Source organism: Methylobacterium sp. Leaf99 (assembly GCF_001422375.1).
GTDB lineage: Bacteria > Pseudomonadota > Alphaproteobacteria > Rhizobiales > Beijerinckiaceae > Methylobacterium.
Genome location: NZ_LMMU01000007.1, coordinates 571,872 through 589,370 on the forward strand (window position 1 = coordinate 571,872; position 17,499 = coordinate 589,370).

24 protein-coding genes are annotated in these 17,499 nt (G+C 68.4%); 18 read left to right on the forward strand and 6 right to left on the reverse strand.

The genetic code is table 11. The annotated features are described in order from the left end of the window. The first annotated feature begins 10 nt into the window (after positions 1–10). From ASF28_RS13525 to ASF28_RS13550, 6 genes are all read left to right on the forward strand, one after another. Complete coding sequence (locus ASF28_RS13525; protein WP_056093275.1) at positions 11–1,300, forward strand: glycosyltransferase; 1,290 nt, start codon at positions 11–13, stop codon at positions 1,298–1,300. Then, positions 1,297–1,506, forward strand: coding sequence for a hypothetical protein (locus ASF28_RS22595; protein WP_056093277.1), 210 nt, complete (start codon positions 1,297–1,299; stop codon positions 1,504–1,506). The genes ASF28_RS13525 and ASF28_RS22595 overlap by 4 nt, the downstream gene beginning before the upstream one ends. A gap of 19 nt (positions 1,507–1,525) precedes the next feature. Next, the gene (locus ASF28_RS13535; RefSeq protein ID WP_056093280.1) at positions 1,526–1,774 is read left to right on the forward strand and encodes a ferredoxin; all 249 of its coding nucleotides are present in this window, start codon (positions 1,526–1,528) and stop codon (positions 1,772–1,774) included. Then, positions 1,771–3,090 (forward strand): NAD(P)/FAD-dependent oxidoreductase, encoded by a 1,320-nt coding sequence (locus tag ASF28_RS13540; protein WP_056093283.1) that lies wholly within the window; start codon positions 1,771–1,773, stop codon positions 3,088–3,090. Before ASF28_RS13535 ends, ASF28_RS13540 begins: the two co-directional genes overlap by 4 nt. Next, complete coding sequence (locus ASF28_RS13545) at positions 3,083–4,336, forward strand: cytochrome P450 (protein WP_056093286.1); 1,254 nt, start codon at positions 3,083–3,085, stop codon at positions 4,334–4,336. The genes ASF28_RS13540 and ASF28_RS13545 overlap by 8 nt, the downstream gene beginning before the upstream one ends. 171 nt (positions 4,337–4,507) lie before the next feature. Next, complete coding sequence (locus tag ASF28_RS13550; protein ID WP_056093290.1) at positions 4,508–4,777, forward strand: hypothetical protein; 270 nt, start codon at positions 4,508–4,510, stop codon at positions 4,775–4,777. Positions 4,778–5,144: 367 nt separating this feature from the next. On the opposite strand, the gene ASF28_RS21855 is transcribed toward ASF28_RS13550, so the two are convergent. From ASF28_RS21855 to ASF28_RS13575, 6 genes are all read right to left on the reverse strand, one after another. Beyond that, positions 5,145–5,366 carry a hypothetical protein gene (locus tag ASF28_RS21855; RefSeq protein ID WP_082476555.1) on the reverse strand — a complete coding sequence of 74 codons (222 nt, stop codon included), beginning with the start codon at positions 5,364–5,366 and terminating at the stop codon, positions 5,145–5,147. A 695-nt stretch (positions 5,367–6,061) separates the two neighbouring features. Further along, complete coding sequence (locus ASF28_RS13555) at positions 6,062–6,430, reverse strand: hypothetical protein (protein ID WP_056093293.1); 369 nt, start codon at positions 6,428–6,430, stop codon at positions 6,062–6,064. A gap of 10 nt (positions 6,431–6,440) precedes the next feature. Further along, positions 6,441–6,671: a hypothetical protein gene (locus ASF28_RS13560; RefSeq protein ID WP_056093296.1), complete on the reverse strand. Its 231-nt coding sequence runs from the start codon at positions 6,669–6,671 to the stop codon at positions 6,441–6,443. A gap of 2 nt (positions 6,672–6,673) precedes the next feature. Continuing rightward, positions 6,674–6,880 carry a hypothetical protein gene (locus tag ASF28_RS13565; RefSeq protein ID WP_056094206.1) on the reverse strand — a complete coding sequence of 69 codons (207 nt, stop codon included), beginning with the start codon at positions 6,878–6,880 and terminating at the stop codon, positions 6,674–6,676. Positions 6,881–7,172: 292 nt separating this feature from the next. Then, the gene (locus ASF28_RS13570) at positions 7,173–7,394 is read right to left on the reverse strand and encodes a hypothetical protein (RefSeq protein WP_056093299.1); all 222 of its coding nucleotides are present in this window, start codon (positions 7,392–7,394) and stop codon (positions 7,173–7,175) included. Further along, positions 7,391–8,062 (reverse strand): sigma-70 family RNA polymerase sigma factor, encoded by a 672-nt coding sequence (locus ASF28_RS13575; protein ID WP_443189737.1) that lies wholly within the window; start codon positions 8,060–8,062, stop codon positions 7,391–7,393. Before ASF28_RS13575 ends, ASF28_RS13570 begins: the two co-directional genes overlap by 4 nt. A gap of 205 nt (positions 8,063–8,267) precedes the next feature. Here ASF28_RS13575 and ASF28_RS13580 point away from each other — a divergent pair, with 205 nt between their 5' ends. The 12 genes from ASF28_RS13580 to ASF28_RS13635 all read left to right on the forward strand — a co-directional run bounded on the left by ASF28_RS13580 (position 8,268) and on the right by ASF28_RS13635 (position 17,488). Then, positions 8,268–9,728 (forward strand): helix-turn-helix transcriptional regulator, encoded by a 1,461-nt coding sequence (locus ASF28_RS13580; RefSeq protein WP_056093302.1) that lies wholly within the window; start codon positions 8,268–8,270, stop codon positions 9,726–9,728. 92 nt (positions 9,729–9,820) lie between these two features. Beyond that, the gene (locus tag ASF28_RS13585) at positions 9,821–9,982 is read left to right on the forward strand and encodes a CsbD family protein (RefSeq protein WP_244475010.1); all 162 of its coding nucleotides are present in this window, start codon (positions 9,821–9,823) and stop codon (positions 9,980–9,982) included. Positions 9,983–10,040: 58 nt separating this feature from the next. Next, positions 10,041–10,544, forward strand: coding sequence for a CsbD family protein (locus ASF28_RS13590; RefSeq protein WP_056093309.1), 504 nt, complete (start codon positions 10,041–10,043; stop codon positions 10,542–10,544). A gap of 128 nt (positions 10,545–10,672) precedes the next feature. Further along, positions 10,673–11,593 (forward strand): hypothetical protein, encoded by a 921-nt coding sequence (locus tag ASF28_RS13595; protein WP_056093311.1) that lies wholly within the window; start codon positions 10,673–10,675, stop codon positions 11,591–11,593. 79 nt (positions 11,594–11,672) lie between these two features. Next, positions 11,673–11,876, forward strand: coding sequence for a CsbD family protein (locus ASF28_RS13600; RefSeq protein ID WP_056093314.1), 204 nt, complete (start codon positions 11,673–11,675; stop codon positions 11,874–11,876). Positions 11,877–11,943: 67 nt separating this feature from the next. Next, positions 11,944–12,381, forward strand: coding sequence for a CsbD family protein (locus ASF28_RS13605; RefSeq protein ID WP_056093317.1), 438 nt, complete (start codon positions 11,944–11,946; stop codon positions 12,379–12,381). A 174-nt stretch (positions 12,382–12,555) separates the two neighbouring features. Further along, a complete protein-coding gene (locus ASF28_RS13610) occupies positions 12,556–13,002 on the forward strand; it encodes a BA14K family protein (protein WP_056093319.1) in 447 nt (148 codons plus the stop codon). Positions 13,003–13,144: 142 nt separating this feature from the next. After that, positions 13,145–13,918, forward strand: coding sequence for an aquaporin Z (gene aqpZ / locus ASF28_RS13615; protein ID WP_082476557.1), 774 nt, complete (start codon positions 13,145–13,147; stop codon positions 13,916–13,918). Positions 13,919–13,930: 12 nt separating this feature from the next. Further along, a complete protein-coding gene (locus ASF28_RS13620; protein WP_056094211.1) occupies positions 13,931–15,343 on the forward strand; it encodes a TAXI family TRAP transporter solute-binding subunit in 1,413 nt (470 codons plus the stop codon). Positions 15,344–15,401: 58 nt separating this feature from the next. Then, positions 15,402–15,902: a YidB family protein gene (locus ASF28_RS13625; protein WP_056093325.1), complete on the forward strand. Its 501-nt coding sequence runs from the start codon at positions 15,402–15,404 to the stop codon at positions 15,900–15,902. Between the two features lie 101 nt (positions 15,903–16,003). After that, positions 16,004–17,137 (forward strand): hypothetical protein, encoded by a 1,134-nt coding sequence (locus tag ASF28_RS13630; protein WP_056093328.1) that lies wholly within the window; start codon positions 16,004–16,006, stop codon positions 17,135–17,137. Positions 17,138–17,209: 72 nt separating this feature from the next. Further along, positions 17,210–17,488: a hypothetical protein gene (locus tag ASF28_RS13635; RefSeq protein ID WP_244475011.1), complete on the forward strand. Its 279-nt coding sequence runs from the start codon at positions 17,210–17,212 to the stop codon at positions 17,486–17,488. Positions 17,489–17,499: the final 11 nt, after the last annotated feature.

Below are 17,499 nucleotides of genomic sequence, written 5' to 3' on the forward strand. Positions count from 1 at the left end.
ACGCGCCACCATGAAGGTGCTGATCGCCGCCACGGCCTTGACCGGGCACATCAATCCGCTTCTCAGCCTGGGCCGGCGTCTCGCCGCCCGGGGAGACGGCGTCGTCATGACCACCGCCGAGCGATACCGCGAAAAGGTCGAGGCGGCGGGCCTGCGCTTCTCGCCTTGCGACGACGGCGATGCCGCCGCGTATCGCGAGACCGACCTGCCGGCCGGCCCCGAGCGCTATCGGCGCGAGTTCGTGCGCCGTTTCATCGATCCGATCCCGGTCCAGGCGGAGGTCCTGCATCGCCTCGTCGAGGCGGAGCGGCCCGACGTGATCGTCGCCGGCAGCCTGTTCCTCGGCGTGCTGCCGCTGCTGCTGGGGACCAGGCCGCGTCCTCCCGTCGTCGTCTTGAACGTCAGCTTCCTGTTCCTCGACCGGCCGGACCACGCGCCGGTCGGCCTCGGCCTGCCGCCGGCCCGAACGGACGCCGAGCGCGCCCATTACGCGGTCCTGAAGGCCGGGATGGATGCCGCCTTCGTCGATCCGGTGCGCGCCTACGCGGACGCACAGCTGGCCCAACTCGGCCTGCCGCCCCTTCCGGCTTCGCTGCCGCACTCCATCGCCGTGCTCCCGGACCTGTTCCTCCAGCCGACGGTGCCCGAGTTCGAGTATGATTTCGGGACGCTGCCGCCCAACCTGCGCTTCACCGGCCTGCTGCCGGCACCGAGCGCCGAGGTCGCGCTCCCCGATTGGTGGCAGGCGCGCGACCGGGCCAAGCCCGTCGTCCTGGTCACGCAGGGCACCCTGGCGAATGCCGATTTTGGCGAACTGATCGAGCCGACCCTCGCGGCCCTGGCGGACCGCGACGACCTGCTGGTGGTGGCGACCACGGGCGGGCGCCCCGTCGAGGCCCTGCGTGGCCCTCTTCCGGCGAATGCCCGGGTGGCGCCGTTCCTGCCCGTCGACGCGATGCTGCCGGAGGTGTCCCTGCTCGTCACGAATGGCGGATATGGCAGCGTCTCGCAGGCCCTCGCGGCCGGCGTGCCGATCGTCTCGGCCGGGCTGACCGAGGACAAGGCGGAGATCGGCGCGCGCATCGGCTGGTCGGGCGCTGGGCTCGATCTCGCGACCAACGCGCCGTCGATCCCGGCGCTGCGCGAGGCGATCGAGACGGTGCTGGTCCAATCCCGCTACCGCGCACGGGCCGCATCCCTGGCGCGCGCCTTCGCGGGGCTGGACGCCGGGTCAGCGATGCTCGCTGGCATCGACGACGTGGTTCGCACCCGCTGGATCCTCCGGGGGATCGCCGCATGAGCGCCATCCCGATCTTCGGCCCTGCCCCCGTCGGAGCCCTGGCTGGAACGACGGCGAACCGGCACCGCGACGGCGGGCGAACGCCCCGGCCGATCGTGTTCGCCGCCACCCTCGTCCTCGCTGCCCTGACCGGCCTGCCCCCAACATCGGTCGCCACCCTGATCCCGCAGGACGACGATCCGTCCGATTCGTTCCTCGGCCTCTGAGCGCCAGCGAGGTATCGCCATGACCGACCCCACCGAGTCCTCCCCAGGAGAAGCCGCGCCGCTTCGCGTCGTGGTCGACCTCAACCGGTGCCAGGGCTACGCGCAGTGCTGCTACGCGGCGCCCGGTGCCTTCGAGGTCCGAGGCCACGAGATCCTGTTCTACGATCCGGCTCCGCCCCGCGCGAGGCGGGGAGAGATCGAGCGGGCCGTCCAGGCCTGCCCCGTCCGCGCCATCAGCCTTCAGGTCGAATTCGGAGACGCATCGTGAGCACTGGGGAGACGGCCGGCATCGTCGTCGTCGGCGCGTCGCTCGCCGGCCTCCGGGGCGCGGAGGCCCTGCGCCGCAACGGCTATGCCGGCCGGCTCACGATCGTGGGCGACGAACCGTATCGCCCCTACGACCGGCCGCCCCTGTCGAAGCACGTCCTGTCGGGCGAATTGGCGCCGGATGCCACCGCGCTGCCGGAACTCGTCGCCCTCGATGCCCACTGGCGTCTGGGCCATGCGGCGGTCGCCCTCGACCGGGTTGCGCGCTCGATCGCCCTCGCGGACGGGACGGGGCTCGCCTACGAGCGCTTGCTCGTCGCCACCGGCGCGCAGGCGCGCCCCTGGCCCGCCGCTTCGGGCGGTGGGCTCGCCGGGATCTTCACCCTGCGCGGCCGGGACGACGCCGCCCGCCTGCGACGCGCATTGTCCGAAGGGCCCCGGCGCGTCCTCATCGTCGGCGCCGGCCTGATCGGCTGCGAGGCGGCCTCCTGCTGCCGCGATCTCGGACTGCCCGTCACCTTGGTCGACCCCAATCCGACGCCGCTCGCCCGTTCGCTCGGCACCTGGGTCGGCGGCGTCATCGCCGATTGCCTGCGGGATGCCGGCGTGACCTTTCAAGCCGGCGCACAGGTGCTTCGCTTCGCGGGCGACGCCTCGGGCCGGGTCGTTCGCGCCCATCTGGCGGATGGGCGCGCGGTCGAGGCCGACCTCGTCATCGTGGCGCTTGGCGCCACGCGCGCCACGGACTGGCTCTCGGGGGCAGGCCTGATGGCCGATGCCGGCGGCGTGACCTGCGACAGCGCCTGCCGGGTGCTCGGCGCCGATGGGACGCCGTGTCCGGACATCTCCGCCGCCGGGGACGTCGCGCGCTGGCCGAACCCCCTCTACGGCGGCCGGCTGATGTCGGTGGAGCATTGGGGCAACGCCGTCGCGCAGGCCGCGCACGCCGCACGCAACATGCTGGCGCCGGCCGAGGACCAGCAGCCCTACCACCACCTGCCGGCCTTCTGGTCGAGCCAGTTCGGGATCAACCTCAAGGCCGTCGGCCTGAGCGAGGGCGCCGACGCGGTTGCGATCGTGCAGGGCTCGCGGGCGTCACGGCGCTTCCTCGCCGTCTATGGCCGCGCCGGACGCAGCATCGCGGCGGTGTCGTTCGATCAGGCCCGCTGGCTCCCCGCCTACGCCGAGGCGATCGCGGCCGGACAGGCATTTCCGCCGATCCGTGAGGCGACCGACCAGGGCGGGTTCCTCTCCCAATCACCGGGCTTCCCGCCGCCCCGTGCCACGTCCACGCGCATCGAGGCCCGTCATGGCTGAGGACACGCTGTTTTCCGAGGTCCTGGACCCCGCCAACCGGGCCGATCCCTATCCGATCTACGCGCGACTTCGCGAGAACCCGGTCTCGCGCCAGCGCGACGGCAGCATCGTGGTGAGCGGCCACGCGGCGATCCGCAGCCTGATCTTCGATCCCCGCCTCAGCTCCGAGGATCTGCCGCCCTCCCACCGCCCGCGCACGGGCAACCCGCTCAAAGACTGGCTCCTCAACCCGATCAAGGACCGGATCGCCACGGCCCACCGCCCCCTGATCTTCCGCGACCCGCCCGATCACGACACCCTGCGCCACGTCGTGATGCGCGAATTCTCGGCGGCGCGGGTGCAGGCGCTGCGGCAGCGCGTCGTGCGGGACGTGGACGCCCTCATCGACGTCTGCCGGGGGCGCGACGAGGTCTGCCTCGTGGAGGACCTGTCCTATCCGCTCCCGGTCTCGGTGATCTGCGACATGCTCGGCGTGCCGGAGGCGGACGAGCCGCAGTTTCAGGCCTGGGCGACGCAACTCGCCACCGCCCTCGAGCCCGATGCCCGCCACGACGAGGCCAGCCGGCACCGGACGGTGGCGGCCTTCGATGCGATCTCCGGCTACATGCGCGCCCTGATCCGCGCCAAGCGCCGACGCCCCACCGCCGACATGCTCAGCGCCCTGGCCGCACCGGGGCCCGACGGGAAGGCCGTGATGGGCGATTTCGACCTGATCTCGACGGCGATCCTGCTGCTGGTGGCGGGCCACGAGACCACGGTGAACCTCATCACCAACGGCATGCTGACCCTGCTGCGCCATCCGCAAGAGTTGGAGCGCCTGCGCGCCGATCCGGAGCGGGCGCCGCGCGTGGTCGAGGAGTTGCTCCGCTACGAGCCGCCCGTGCATTTCCGCACCCGCAAGGCTCTCGGGACCATCGAGATCGCAGGCAGAACCATTCCGAAGGGCACGCCGGTCATCCTGCTCTTCGCCGCCGCGAATCGCGACCCGGCCCGCTTCAGGGATCCGGACCGTTTCGACCCGGATCGGGAGGACAACCAGCATTTCGGCTTCGGCGGCGGATTGCACTACTGCATGGGCGCCCCGCTCGCGCGGATCGAGGCCGAGATCGCCCTGGTCGCCCTCTGCCGCCGCCTCGTCGCCCCCCGACTCATGGCCGACCCGCCGCCCTACAGGCCCGGAGCCTCCCTGCGTGGTCCCGAGAGGCTCGGCATTCGGATCTCGGGCATCGTGTCGGGGAACGCCTGACGCCGGAACGCGGTGGAACCGTGGAGAACGCGATGTTTCGCCGGCACGCCACCGCCCTTACCCTCTCAGGGCGGGCATGATGTCGGTACGGGATCACACGAACCGGCCGTCGATCAGGTTCCGCATCGTCGTGGGCCACGAACTCCAAGTATCGGTACTTGGAGACCCGCCATGCTCACCATCCTTCGCCCCGTCGTCGTCGCGCTCACCCTGACGAGCTCAGCGCCCTTCGCCGTGGCCCGCACACCGGAGGCGGCCGTTCCATCGGCGGGCACCTTCCTTCCCACGGCAACGACCCTGCTCCGACACGTGGCTGCCAATGGAACCACCAAGCCGCTGGGCGCGCCCGTGGATCAGCGCCTTGGTACCTCGCTGCACTTAGCGACGGCCGACATGCGTCTGAGCCGCGCCATCCGCGCAGCGATTTGTACAGGCTGTTGAAACGCCCCCATGCAGGAGACGATAAGGCCTCGTTCTTCCTTTCCTGAGCGTACAACAGGTGACACCGTCCGCTTCGGTACATCCTGTACCCGAAAGCGGCCAGACAGTTCTCCACCCAACCCGGACGCCTGGATTGCCATGAGCGCTCCCCATAAGCGGCCATTCGTTGGCCATCCGGCAACTTCGGCTGAGGGTGAAGAGCTGAAGTGGCTTGTTGCCGCAAGCCAGGGCTGCTGAAGCTAAGGAGAAAGTTGCTGAGACGCTGGTGGTTGCAAAGCCAAAGCGTACATGACGACAGCGCAAGGCTGTTGTTGCTGAATGATGCTTAAGGGCGGTAGTCGACATGCTACCGCCCATAAGCCCTGATCTAATGCCCCTGGTGGGGGACCGGCTGCTGTGCCTGCTGCGCGTTGCGCTTTGCCAGGGCGCGACCGGCAACACAGCCACCGACGGCACCGACGACCCCGTGCCCAGCGTAGTGACCTGCAATCCCGCCGACGATGGCGCCCTTGATGCACCCCTTAGCTTCGGCCTGACCGGCCATTGCAATGGAAAGGACGGCGAGCGTCCCGATGGCTGCAATCCGCATGGTGACCTCCGAACTACTCCCCGCAGCGCGGGGCTGTATGCAGCAGAGATGTATCTTTGGTCTGGCCGGCAGAAGACGTCTAATCCTGCCCACAGATCAAAAAATCGGGATCGGCATTCAGATCATAGCGTGAGGCCCCTGAAGCATGGACCGTGACCTCTCGATCACGGCTGCCCCGCCGCCCGATCCGATCACGGGCCGGCGGTGAGAATCGTCCATCTCACGTTGAGCCGGCACGCAACTTGGTTAGTAAGTAGCATGATATCGGTCAGTTATTAGAGGGTTAAATTGCGAAAATATAAAGCGCTTTCGAGCTATGAAACACGGTAAAATTTGATTTACTATGGGCTTGAAAGCATGAAATTTAGCTCGGGCTGGGGACGTAATAGGGGCCGAATAAGAGATACCAATGCCAGCCACCCCAAATGCCGAACGATCAAACGCGCTCGCTCGCATGCCTCTTCGCGACTTCATCTCACGGTGGAGATGGATTGTCGGCGAGCCCCCCGCTGCAATGCTAGAGAGCAGGTCGGACATGATTTGCATCCTCGTTGCGAGTATTCCGATTGCCCCTCCGACGCATATCGAAACGAGAAATCAGCCGTAGGCGCCGAGGAACAGGTAGCCCATGACCCTCGGCCCAGATGAGGTTTTTATGGCCTGTCCGTCCGTCGCGGCGAGCGTGTTGGCCCACATTACCCTGACTTGCTCGCTGTCCAGCGGCCGCTGCAGGAGATCGGACCAGCGAGGTCCCATCGTCCCGAGCCGTCGGATGACCTGAGTCGCCCCTCGACGGCGATGCGGGCCAGTCCGCTTTTGATGGAGCCAACGAGGCGTCCGTTTTTGCCGACGCGTCCGGAGGCGTCGGCCTCGCTGCCGCTCGCGTCGTCGACGATGCCGCCACGGATGACGATGGGGTACCGATACGGTCCGGAGCAGCCGCCATCGTCGACCGTCGCGGAGACGGACCATCGCCCGTCGAATTTGCCCTGGGCGACGACCGGGACGGGCGTGGCGCATGCGATGGCCAGGGTCAGCGCGGAGATTTTCCAGTGGGGTGGCATCGGCTCCTCTTCACAGCCCGCCCGTCGGGGGCGGCACGGTGTCGTCTTCGTTATGGGCAAGGTAGCGGACCATGAGTTCGCCCGTGGCCCGGGCGGCATAGTCCGCCGGCGGCTCGCCGGCATGGGGCGAGACGAGATCCGTCACGCATAGGCCGTCCAGGATCAGCATGAGCTCCGAACGTGCCATGCCGCACTCGATGGCTTCCTGGATGGCCTGCGTCTCGTAGGCCTGCACGACCATGCTCAGGCGCGTATCCCCGGGTCCGTGGGCGCCCCCGGCAGGTGATCGGGGCCGACGCCTGGCTCCACCGGCTCGTCGATCGGCGCGTCCTCGTAGGGGGCGGACGGCTCGTCCGGCCCCAGCGGTCGCTCGCCGGGGAACGGCCACGGCGGCATCTCCGCGGGGATGTCGCCCCCGGGAATGGGGTCGGGCATGCTGGGATTGGCCATCGTGGAATCCTCCATAGCCATTCGTGATGGATGGCCTACGGGCCGGACGTGCGCCCGGAGCGGCACGACGCCCGGCCCTGCGGCCATGCCGGACCTGATCGGGGGGACTCATGGGGTCCGGCATAACTCGGGTTTCGCTCGCCGGTGGCATCGAGGCGTTCGGCGATGACCATCAGATATGCTCGACCGGAGACCGCTCAATAATGCAGATGCATCAATTCGATGGCTGACGACGTGGTAAAACACCGGGCGCGACGCGTTATCGTCGTCGCGCACAAAGGCAATCGACCTTTCAGGGAGACATCACGGCCGGAACCGGCATCGGACATCCGGCCAGATCCTGGAAGAGGCCGCCATAGCCGAGCGCGACGGCCTTCCGGAACGCCAGGCGCTGGTCCGGGGCGCGTTCCCGCAGATGGCTGTCCCGGACGGCGCGAACCCGGGCGGCGAGGAGGGCGAGATCGAACGTGAGGGCGCCCTCCTCGGTCGGGTCGGTGGGTCTCTGCGCCGTCATGACAGGCCCAGGGCCATGGCGAGGCGTTCCCGCGCCCGGCTCACCCGGCTCTTCACGGTGCCGACCTGGCAGCCGAGGACGGCGGCCACCTCCTCGTGTTTGAGCCCGTCCACCGTCACCAGAAGCAGGGTCTCGCGCTGCTCCTCGGGAAGGTCGTTCAGGGCGGCCTGCAACTCGAACAGGGCCACGCGGTGCTCCTGGTCCGGAGCAGAGGACAGCGCACCTGCGAATGCCCCGTCGACGTCCTCGACCTCGCGTCGCAGGCGCTTGCGCTGGTTCAGGTGCGTATTGCGCAGGATCGTGAATAGCCACGCGACGAGGTTGGTGCCGTCCTGGAACTGGGACCGGCGCTCCCAGGCCCGCATCAGGGTCGCCTGAACCATGTCGTCGGCCTCCGCGGCATTCCCGGTGCGCATGCGGGCAAAGCGGCGCAAGCGTGGCACCAGGGCAATGAGTTCGTCGCCGAACGCCTTCGTGACCTGGCGCTCGGCCTCCGCGTCGAGCAGGGCGGCCCGAAGTCGAAGCAGGGCCCGGCCGAGGCGCGTATCAGCGTCGACCGTATCCATTCTGGGAATGAGCCCATCCAGTTGCCGTCCGATCAGGTCTTGGACATGACGGGGCAGTCCCTCGCCAGGCGAAGGTTCGTCGGAGATCATGCTTAAGTACATGTGAGGAGATTCAACCTTCTTCCGGTCGACGACCGGATATGCCCGCCCTCTACGGTAGGAAATACGTAGCCGGTTGTGGCTGATCGTTCACGTTCACGTCAATGATCGAGATATACCAGCCAACTGCCGGTTTTCACCGGAACCGTCCTCCCTAACCATCTGTTACGGCCGTGCTTGATTCAAGCAACAGGGAAGGCGGTCGAAGGTGACGGTAGGCGTCGACAGGCATGAGCTTCGGCAGATCATCGCCGGCCTCAGCGAGGGCGTGATCCTGGTCGAGCCCGACCAGACCATCGCCTACGCCAACGCGGCCGCCCTCGCGATGCACGGGGCGGAGACCGTCGGCGAACTCGGCGAAACGGTGGACGCCTATCGCGAGCGGTTCGCCCTGCGCTACCGCAACAACCACACCCCGAACCACTATCCGATGGAGCGGGTCGTCTCCGGCGAACGCTTTCACGATGTCATCGTCGACGTGAAGCGCACCGACCGGCCGGAGGTCGACTTCGTCCATTCCCTGCGCAGCCTCGTCGCCACCGACCGGGAGGGCAATCCGAGCTGTCTCGCCCTCATCCTCAAGGACGTCTCGGAGCAGTTCGAGGCCGAGGAGCGCTTCGAGACCACCTTCAACGCCAATCCGGCCCCGGCGGTGATCTGCCGGCTCTCGGACCTGCGCCACGTCAAGGTCAACCTCGGCTTCCTGGAGATGACCGGCTACACCCGCGACGCCGTGATCGGGCGCAGCGTCTACGAGGTCGACGTGCTGGCCGGCGCCCGTAGCCGCGACCTCGCGATCTCGCGCCTGAACAGCGGTGGCACCATCCCGCAGATGGAGGCCTGCCTCGACCTCCCCGATGGCGGATCGCGCTACGTCATCGTCGCCGGCCAGCCGATGGAGCTCGGCGACGAGCCGTGCATGCTGTTCACCTTCGCCGACCTGGACCTGAGGCGGAAGGCGGAAAAGGCCCTCCGCCAGAGCGAGGAGCGCTTTGCCAAGGCGTTCCGACTTACCCCCGTTCCGACCCTGTTGGCCCGCGCCGACGGCTTCGCCATCACCGGGGTCAACGAGGCCTTCACCCGGGTGTTCGGCTATGGCGCGGACAAGGTGTCCGGACGCTCGCCGGCGGATCTCGGACTCTGGGTCCACGAGGCCGCCCGCATCAAGTTCGAGTCGGCGGTGGCCCGTACCGGTTACGTCCTCGGGCTGGAGGTCTGCCTCAAGCACGAGGACGGCACCAACTTCGATTGCCTGGTCTCCGCCGAGCGGGTGGAGATCGGCGCCGAGACCTTCGCCCTCCTGGTCCTGCAGGACATCACCGAGCGCAAGCGCACGGAGCGCGAGCTGTTCGAGGCCGTCGAGGCGGTGATGGCCGACACCTCCTGGTTCAGTCGCGGCCTCATCGAGAAGCTCGCCAACCTGCGTCGGCCCGGTGCCGACCATAAGGACGGCATTGTCCCGAACGTCTCGGTGCGCGAGCGTCAGATCCTGGACCTGATCTGCCGGGGGCTCGGGGACGACGCCATCGCCAAACGGCTGAACCTGTCGAAGAACACGGTGCGCAACCACTCGGCGTCGCTCTATCGGAAGCTCGACGTGCACAAGCGCTCCGAGGCCATCGTCTGGGGCCGGGATAACAGGTTTCCGCTGTCTCAACCTGAAAAATAAAAACCCCTCAGCTGGTACATCTGCATCATTGCCTGCTGGAAATGGCGGGCCACTTGATGTGTATGTCAATCGCCCAGGCTTTGGAGCATCCCGTGACCGCGCAGAAGACGACCGACACCTCCGACAAGCTCAAGGGCTCGATCAAGGAGGCCATCGGCAAGTTGGTCGGCGATCCCAAAGTCGAGGCCGAGGGCAAATCTCAGCAGAAATTACCGAAGTCCGACGCGAAACCGAAGCAATCCTCTAAGCCGTAGTTAAGGTTTCGCGTCGCACCTCACGAACATCATCATCTCCGAACACGGGAACAACGACATGGTTGACACGGATCGCATCACCGGCGCCGCCAAGGAACTCGGCGGCAAGGTTCAGGGCACGGTAGGTGACCTCACCGGGTCGAAGCGCGACTCGGTCGAGGGCCGTGCCCGCGAGGCGCAGGGCGCCGCCGAGAACCTTTACGGCCAGGCCAAGGACACCGTGCGCAACGCCGCCGAGCACGTCGCCGACACCGCCCGCGACATCGGCGGCAAGGTCCGCGATACGGTCGGCAACCTGATTGGGTCCGACGACGTCGAGGACCGCGCACGTCGCGCCCAGGGTGCAGCAAGCGACACCTACGACCGCGGTGAGCGCTCCGTCCGCAGCGCCGGGCGCGAGGCCTACGACCGGGCCGATGACGCCTATGAGAACGGCGGCCGGTACCTGCGTGAGGGTGGTCGAGAGGTTACCAGCCAGATCGCGGAGCACCCCATCGCCGCTCTGCTCGTTGCCGGCCTCCTCGGCTACGGCCTCGGCCTGCTCATCCACGGCCGTGACTGACCCGCAACCCCTGATCTTGGTCCGACCGCGCCGGGACTGCGCGGTCGGACCCTGACGTTCCACCCCACCCACTGAACCCTCGAACGACCGAATTTCTCGGACGACCGACGACCCGGAGTACAAGTAACGTGTCCACTTCCCCCATCCTCGCGACCCAGAATACCGCGGCCTCTGCCGATACCCGCACCGTCCTGCTGAACCAGGTTTCCTGGGGCGCCATCTTCGCAGGTGCCACGACGGCGCTGGTGACCCAGGTCATCCTGAATATGGTCGGCGTCGGCGTCGGCCTGTCCAGCGTCGGAGCGAACGCCGCCGACAATCCGGCCGCCTCGACCCTGTCGCTCAGCGCCGGCATCTGGTTCGTGGGCTCCGGCATCGTCGCAGCTCTGGCGGGTGGCTTCATCGCCGGTCGCCTCTCGGGCAAGCCCATCACCGGCGCGGCTGGCCTGCACGGCCTCGTCTCCTGGGCGGTCACCACCCTGGTTGTGCTATACCTGCTGACCTCGGCGGCCGGCGGTCTCATCGGTGGCGCCTTCTCCGGGGTTACCAGCACGCTCGGCGGCGCCGGCTCGCTCGTCGGCGGCACCGTGCAGACGGCAGCCCAGGCCGCGGCCCCGTCGCTGTCGAAGATCTCGAACCCCTTCGACGGCATCGAGCAGTCGGTCCGCAACCAGGCCGCCGGCCAGGACCCGCAGGCCGCCAAGGACGCCGCCGTCGCCGCGATCCGCGCCCTGTTCACGGGTGACCCGGCTCAGAAGGCCCAGGCCGAGAACCGCGCCGCCGACGCCCTTGCCAAGGCCCAGGGCATCCCGGTCGACCAGGCCAAGACGCAGATCCAGGACTACAAGAAGCAGTACGAAGAGACCGTCGCCACCGCCAAGGTGAAGGCCGAGCAGGCGGCCGTCGTCGCCAAGTCCGCCGCCACCCAGGGTGCGTTCTACGGTGCGCTCGCCCTGATCCTCGGCGCGCTCGCGGGCTTCTTCGGTGGCCGCCTCGGCGCTCCGAAGCTCCACACCCTCGCCGACGCCTACGACACTCGCCGCGTCTGAGCCCGTCCCCGGCCGGTCCTCGCGACCGGCCGGTCCTCAATGTCCGACATCCCGCCCCTCGAACCGAAAGAATCATCCCGTGAGCAGCACCACCGACAAGCTGAAGGGCCTCGCCAACGAGGCCGCTGGCAACGTCAAGCAGGCCACCGGCAAGGTCACTGGCAACGACGGTCTCGTCGTCGAGGGCAAGGCGCAGGAACTCAAGGGCGAGGCTCAGCGCACCGTCGGCGAAGCCAAGGACGGCGTGTCGTCGCTGGTCGACAAGGTCACCGGCGAGCGCTGATCCCATAAGGGCGGTGGGTGACCCGGTTGGGTTCCTGCGCCCCATCATTCGAACCCAGGAGTATCCCATGAACGGTGACCAGTTCCGCGGCGCGTCCCGCCACCTCAAGGGTCGCGCGCAGACCGCCGTCGGCGGCCTGACCGGCAATCCGGCTCGCCAGGTCCGCGGTGCCGTCAACCAGGTGGCCGGTGGGGCTCAGTACGCCTACGGCCGCGCCCGTGACCGCGCCGAGGATCTCATCGACGACGGGCGCGACATCGCCCACGAGGTCCGGGATCGCGCGGGCAACCTGATCGAGGACGGGCGTCACCTCGTCGACGAGGCGCGCGACCGCGCGGGAAACCTAATTGCGGACGGTCGCGACTTCGCCCGTCATGCCCGTAAGCGCGGCACGACCTATGGCCGCCAGGCCGCCCGCTACGCCGACGACAACCGCACCTCGACCCTGCTCAGCCTCGCCGCCGTCGCTTTTGCGGTGGGCTGGCTGTCCCGCTCCAAGCGCTGACCCATCACACCGGAGATCACACCATGATCCGCAAGCTACTCACAGCCTTCCTCCTCCCGAAGGTCATCGCCTACGTCAGTCGCCGCTTTTCCGGACGCTCCGGTACCCCGCCGAACCGCCGGGGCTACTGACCTTCCCCTGCCGTCCGAAACCGACTCAGGAAACCTATCCACGATGAAGCTGACCCTTGCCCTCGCCGCCACCGTTGCAGCCACCCTCGTCGGCCTGCCGGCCCATGCCGCACCGGCCTCCGCAGCGCCTATCGAAGCGCTCGTCCGCGGAGACCTGCCGACCGATTACGTGCAGTACCGGCGCTTCGGTCACCGTCACGGCTGGCGCGGTGGACGCGGATACGGGCGGGGCTATGGCTACCGTCGCGGCTACGGGTATCGCCGCGGGCCCGGCGTCGGCGCGGCGGTCGGCGCGGGCGTGGCCGGCCTCGCGGCGGGCGCCATCATCGGCGGCGCCATCGCCAACTCGCAGGCGCAGGCCGCGCCGGCGGTCGTGCAGGGCGGTCCGGGCCCGGAAGCCGTCGCAGCCTGCGCCCGTCGCTTCCGGTCCTACGACGCGTCGAGCGGGACCTACCTCGGCAACGACGGCGACCGCCATTCTTGCCCATGATCCAACGGAGCACCGGTCCCGCCATGGCGGCGGGCTCGGTTCCATGACGGCATAGCTCCCGGACGCCTCGCGGATCCGCGGATGTCTCGTGTTGCCGACACTCTGCAGACATCCCCGACCTCGATCCGAAGGGTCACCACCCATGCATCCGTATCTCGCCGAGTTCATCGGCACCTTCGTCCTTGTCTTCTGCGGCTGCGGTAGCGCGGTCCTGGCCGGAGACCACATCGGCTTCGCCGGGGTGGCCCTGTCGTTCGGCTTCGTGCTCGTGGCAATGGTCTACACCCTTGGACCAATTTCCGGCTGCCACCTGAACCCGGCCGTGACGGTCGGCCTGACGATCAGCGGAAAGTTCGATGCAGCCCGTCTGCCGGCCTACGTGGTCGCCCAGATACTCGGCGCCATCGCGGCATCGCTCGTCCTCTACCTGATTGCCACGGGACGTCCCGGTTTCGACGCCATCGCGACCGGTTTCGCCTCGAACGGCTACGACCTGCGCTCTCCCGGGCATTACAATCTCGTGGCGGCCTTCATGGCCGAGTTCATCCTGACGGGTCTCCTGATCCTGACCATCCTGGGCTCCACCGACCTCAAGGCCCCGGTTGGTTTCGCGGGCGTCGCCATCGGCATCGTGCTCGTAGTGATCCACCTCGTCTCGATCCCGGTAACGAACACCTCGGTGAACCCGGCTCGCAGCATCGGACCGGCCCTGTTCGCGGGTTGGGCGGCGATCAGCCAACTCTGGCTGTTCATCGTTGCGCCCCTGCTCGGCAGCGTCGCCGCGGCTCTCATCTACAATAAGATCCGTGCCCTTGATCCCGTTATGCAGATGCCCCAGCGGCAGGGCCTGCAGGCGCTTGAGGGCGAGACCGAGCAGCGCATGGAACGGGCCGGCATCAAGCCGACCGTTTTCTAAGTCCGGTTGACCATGACGTCCCTGGCCCTCCGCCGCGAGTTCGTGTTTCTCATCCTCGCGGTGCTGCTCGGGCTCGGGGCGGCGGCGGCCTACTGGGTGTCCCGCGCCACGGTGCTGACCATCGCCGTGGCGCCTAGCGACGGGACCGAGCCGGCCGTGATCCAGGCCTACGCAGACGCCCTGGCCAAGCGTCACAAAGAGATCCGCCTCAAGATTTTGCCTTTCGATGACGTACGCGACAGCGCAGCGGCGCTGCAGGACGGACGGGCCGACCTCGCCGTCGTGCGTCCGGACGTCGACCTGCCCGACAACGGCCTGACCCTCGCTATCCTGCGCGACCAGGCGATGATCATCGCATCCCCCGAGGCGTCCGGGCTGACGAGCTTCCCGGACCTCGACCGCAAGCGCCTGGCCATCCTCGCCCACCGCGACGCCGATCAGGCCCTGATCAAGGCGATGGTTGAGCATTACGGCCTAACCCTCCTCGACAAGGACCCCGAGGGACCATTGCCACCCCGTCACGTCGCCCTGGTCGAGATGCCCGAGGCCGACCTGGCAGCAGCCTTCGCGAAGAAGCGCGTCGACGCGGTCATTTCCGTGATCTCGCCAACATCGCTAGCCGCCCAACGCATCATCGGCATCGTGCAGGGTGCGAGCAAGAATCGAAAAGTGGCCTTCGTGGCGGTCGCGAACGCCGACGCCATCGTCGCCCGGCTGCCGCGTCTCCAGGCGGTGAGCATGCCGGCAGAGACCTTCGGCGGCAGCCCCAAGGTGCCGGCGGAGGACGTGGCCACCGTAGGTGCCTCCTATCGGCTGATGGCGCGGGCGAACCTGTCCCGCCCGGTGGCGGCCGACGTGACCCAGCACCTGTTCGAGTTGCGCAGCGGCATGGCGAACGTGACCCCGGCGGCGGACTACATGCAGGCGCCGAGTTACGACAGCACCGCGGCCGCAACGAGCGCGCGGCTACCGATCCATCCCGGTGCCGTCGACTACTTCGAGCGCGAGCAGCAGGGCTTCGTCGAGCGCTACGAGACCTGGATCTACCTCGTCGCGTTCCTCGGAGGCGGCATCGGCTCGGCGGTGGCGTGGGTGGGACAGCGCCTGTCGCGCATCCGGCGCGAGCGCATAGAGGAGGCCACCGACCGGCTGCTGGAGATCCGCCGCGAGGCGCAGGACGGCGCCGACGCGGGACGCCTCGAAGCGCTCGCCCGGGAGATCGACGACCTCGCCGGCGACATCGCCAAGCACGCGCTCGAACGCCCGACCGAGGCCAGGACCCTGTCGGCGGCTGCCATCGCCATCGACGCGGCCCGTTCCACGGTCAAGCGAACCATCGTCGCCGGACAACCATCGGGCGACGAGCCCGACTTGGCCGGGCGCATGACATCGACGGGAGCCTCCGCGTCCGACGCGACGGGCTGACCGCGAGACCCCGGATGACCCCATTCGGCACCATGTTCAACACGAGAAAGGGAATACGATGAGCAAGGGCTACCCCTCAATGACCGCGCTGCTGGGCCTTCTAGCCGTGGCCGGTTACCAGAACCGCGACAAGCTCGCCGAGCTCCTCAAAGGTCACGACACCCCGTCGACACCTTCCCTGAGCCCCAATCACGGCGCCGTCCCGCCGATCCCGAACACGGTGTCCAACACAGGCTCGACCGGCGGCATCGGCAACCTCGGCAGCCTGCTGGGTGGCCTCGGCACGGCCGGCGTCGGCGGGCTGATCGCCAGCGGCCTGAGCGAACTCGTCGACCACTTCACCAAGGGCGGCCACGGCGAGACGGCGAACTCCTGGGTCAACCAGGGCGCCAACCGCGACATCCCCGAGGCCGACCTCGAACGCGCCATCGGCCCGGACACCCTCGACCACCTGACCCAGCAGACCGGCCTGAGCCGTGGTGCACTCCTGTCCCGCCTCTCGCGCGAGCTGCCCTCGGCCATCGACCGCTACGCCACCGACGGCCGCCGGCCGGCCTGATCCCACGACACGGCCGGCGCCTTCAGGCGCCGGCAACTCAAGCCGCCGGGCGACGCTGCGCCGGGGTTCGATTCACCACCACCAGACATCGCGAGACCCCCATGGCCATCGACTACCGTTCAGAACTTCGCAGACCTCTGCCCTTCAGCCTCGCGGTCGTGGCCGCGGTCCTGCTGGTCTGGCTCATCGTCGCCTCCATCGCCGCCGGGCGTCAGCGCAGCGCGCGCGATCATCGCATCGAGGACCTGCAGACCCAGCAGACGGCGCTCCGGACCGACCTCGACCGGCAGATCTCGACCGCCGGCACCCTGACTTCGCTCCAGGCCAAGATCGCCACCGCACAGCAGCAGGACAAGCAGGCAAGCCAGGCCGCCGAGGAAGCGAAGTCCCGCGCCGCGACCCTGACCAAGGAGCAGCAGGCGGCCGAGACCAAGGCGACCGAGGCGAAGAAGACGGCCGAGGCCGAGACCCAGAAGCTCACCGAGCTTCAGTCCCAGGTCACCCAGGCCGAGGGTAAGCTGACCCCGCTGCGCGAGGCCATCACCACCGCGGAGAAGGCCGCCGTCGACCGGACCCAGGACCTTGCCGAGGTCGGACGTCGCCTTGAGGACGCCCGGGTGCAGGAAGCGAAGCTCCGCGCCGATCTCGCGACCATGACCCAGGAGGCGACGGCCAAGACCGCCGACCTCGCCAAGGCGGAGGAGCGCCAGCAGAACGCCCGCGAGGCCGCCGCCGCCGCCCAGAAGGAACTGGCCGACGCCCGGACCGCGACCGATCAGGCTACGAAGCAGCGCACGGATACGGATCAGGCGGTCGCCGCCTTGACCGCCAACAAGGACAAGCTGAACTCCGAGATCGAACAGGCAACCCGCGACGCCCAACAGGCACGTGATGCCCTGACGACCGTCCGCAAGGAACTCGCCGAGACCCAGGCCCAGCGCGACCGCGTTGTCTCTGAGCGCGGCCAAGCCGAGCAGGCGCTGCAGAAGCTCTCTGCCGACCGCGATACCGCGACCGCCGCGCTCGATGCGCTGCGCAAGCGTCAGACCGACGCGCAGGGCGAGCTGGCCACGCTGACCGAGACCCTGGCCACCCGCAACAAGGAAGCGGCCGCCATCGACGAGCGGCTGGCCTCGGCCCGGCAGGACCTGAGCACGGCCCAGGCGAAGCTCGCCGAGGTCCGTCAACAACTCGCCAACCCGCCCGCCGCTGCACCGAGCCAGCCGGCTCGCTGAGACAACGGTGACCCATGTGGGCAACCGCTCGCGTGGGTCGTCCATCCAGGTCCCACCGCACGCAAAGATCGCATGATGAACATTCGTATCCTCACCCTGACGTCCCTCGCTCTCGCAGGGGCCCTGGTCGTTTCCCGGCCATCCGAGGCGCAGGAGGGTCCCGAGATGGAGGCCATGCGGGCGAATTGCGGAGGCGATTACCTTCGCCTATGCGCCGGCATGAAGCCGGGCGGGCCGGAGGTGAAGGCCTGCTTCAAGCGCAATCGCCCAAATCTGTCGCAGGGGTGCTCGCAGGCCATCGCCGCCTACGAACGGTCCCGTGCGGAAACGTCCGGCGAGGCCGACGACTGACCCACGGAACG

Excerpts from the sequence above, each read along its gene's own strand:
- ASF28_RS13525 (WP_056093275.1), top strand. The coding sequence starts at position 11 with ATGAAGGTGCTGATCGCCGCCACGGCCTTGACCGGGCACATCAATCCG.
- ASF28_RS22595 (WP_056093277.1), top strand. The coding sequence starts at position 1,297 with ATGAGCGCCATCCCGATCTTCGGCCCTGCCCCCGTCGGAGCCCTGGCT.
- ASF28_RS13535 (WP_056093280.1), top strand. The coding sequence starts at position 1,526 with ATGACCGACCCCACCGAGTCCTCCCCAGGAGAAGCCGCGCCGCTTCGC.
- ASF28_RS13545 (WP_056093286.1), top strand. The coding sequence starts at position 3,083 with ATGGCTGAGGACACGCTGTTTTCCGAGGTCCTGGACCCCGCCAACCGG.
- ASF28_RS13550 (WP_056093290.1), top strand. The coding sequence starts at position 4,508 with ATGCTCACCATCCTTCGCCCCGTCGTCGTCGCGCTCACCCTGACGAGC.
- ASF28_RS21855 (WP_082476555.1), bottom strand. The coding sequence starts at position 5,366 with ATGCGGATTGCAGCCATCGGGACGCTCGCCGTCCTTTCCATTGCAATG.
- ASF28_RS13555 (WP_056093293.1), bottom strand. The coding sequence starts at position 6,430 with ATGCCACCCCACTGGAAAATCTCCGCGCTGACCCTGGCCATCGCATGC.
- ASF28_RS13560 (WP_056093296.1), bottom strand. The coding sequence starts at position 6,671 with ATGGTCGTGCAGGCCTACGAGACGCAGGCCATCCAGGAAGCCATCGAG.
- ASF28_RS13565 (WP_056094206.1), bottom strand. The coding sequence starts at position 6,880 with ATGGCCAATCCCAGCATGCCCGACCCCATTCCCGGGGGCGACATCCCC.
- ASF28_RS13570 (WP_056093299.1), bottom strand. The coding sequence starts at position 7,394 with ATGACGGCGCAGAGACCCACCGACCCGACCGAGGAGGGCGCCCTCACG.
- ASF28_RS13575 (WP_443189737.1), bottom strand. The coding sequence starts at position 8,062 with ATGTACTTAAGCATGATCTCCGACGAACCTTCGCCTGGCGAGGGACTG.
- ASF28_RS13590 (WP_056093309.1), top strand. The coding sequence starts at position 10,041 with ATGGTTGACACGGATCGCATCACCGGCGCCGCCAAGGAACTCGGCGGC.
- ASF28_RS13605 (WP_056093317.1), top strand. The coding sequence starts at position 11,944 with ATGAACGGTGACCAGTTCCGCGGCGCGTCCCGCCACCTCAAGGGTCGC.
- ASF28_RS13610 (WP_056093319.1), top strand. The coding sequence starts at position 12,556 with ATGAAGCTGACCCTTGCCCTCGCCGCCACCGTTGCAGCCACCCTCGTC.
- aqpZ (WP_082476557.1), top strand. The coding sequence starts at position 13,145 with ATGCATCCGTATCTCGCCGAGTTCATCGGCACCTTCGTCCTTGTCTTC.
- ASF28_RS13620 (WP_056094211.1), top strand. The coding sequence starts at position 13,931 with ATGACGTCCCTGGCCCTCCGCCGCGAGTTCGTGTTTCTCATCCTCGCG.
- ASF28_RS13625 (WP_056093325.1), top strand. The coding sequence starts at position 15,402 with ATGAGCAAGGGCTACCCCTCAATGACCGCGCTGCTGGGCCTTCTAGCC.
- ASF28_RS13630 (WP_056093328.1), top strand. The coding sequence starts at position 16,004 with ATGGCCATCGACTACCGTTCAGAACTTCGCAGACCTCTGCCCTTCAGC.
- ASF28_RS13635 (WP_244475011.1), top strand. The coding sequence starts at position 17,210 with ATGATGAACATTCGTATCCTCACCCTGACGTCCCTCGCTCTCGCAGGG.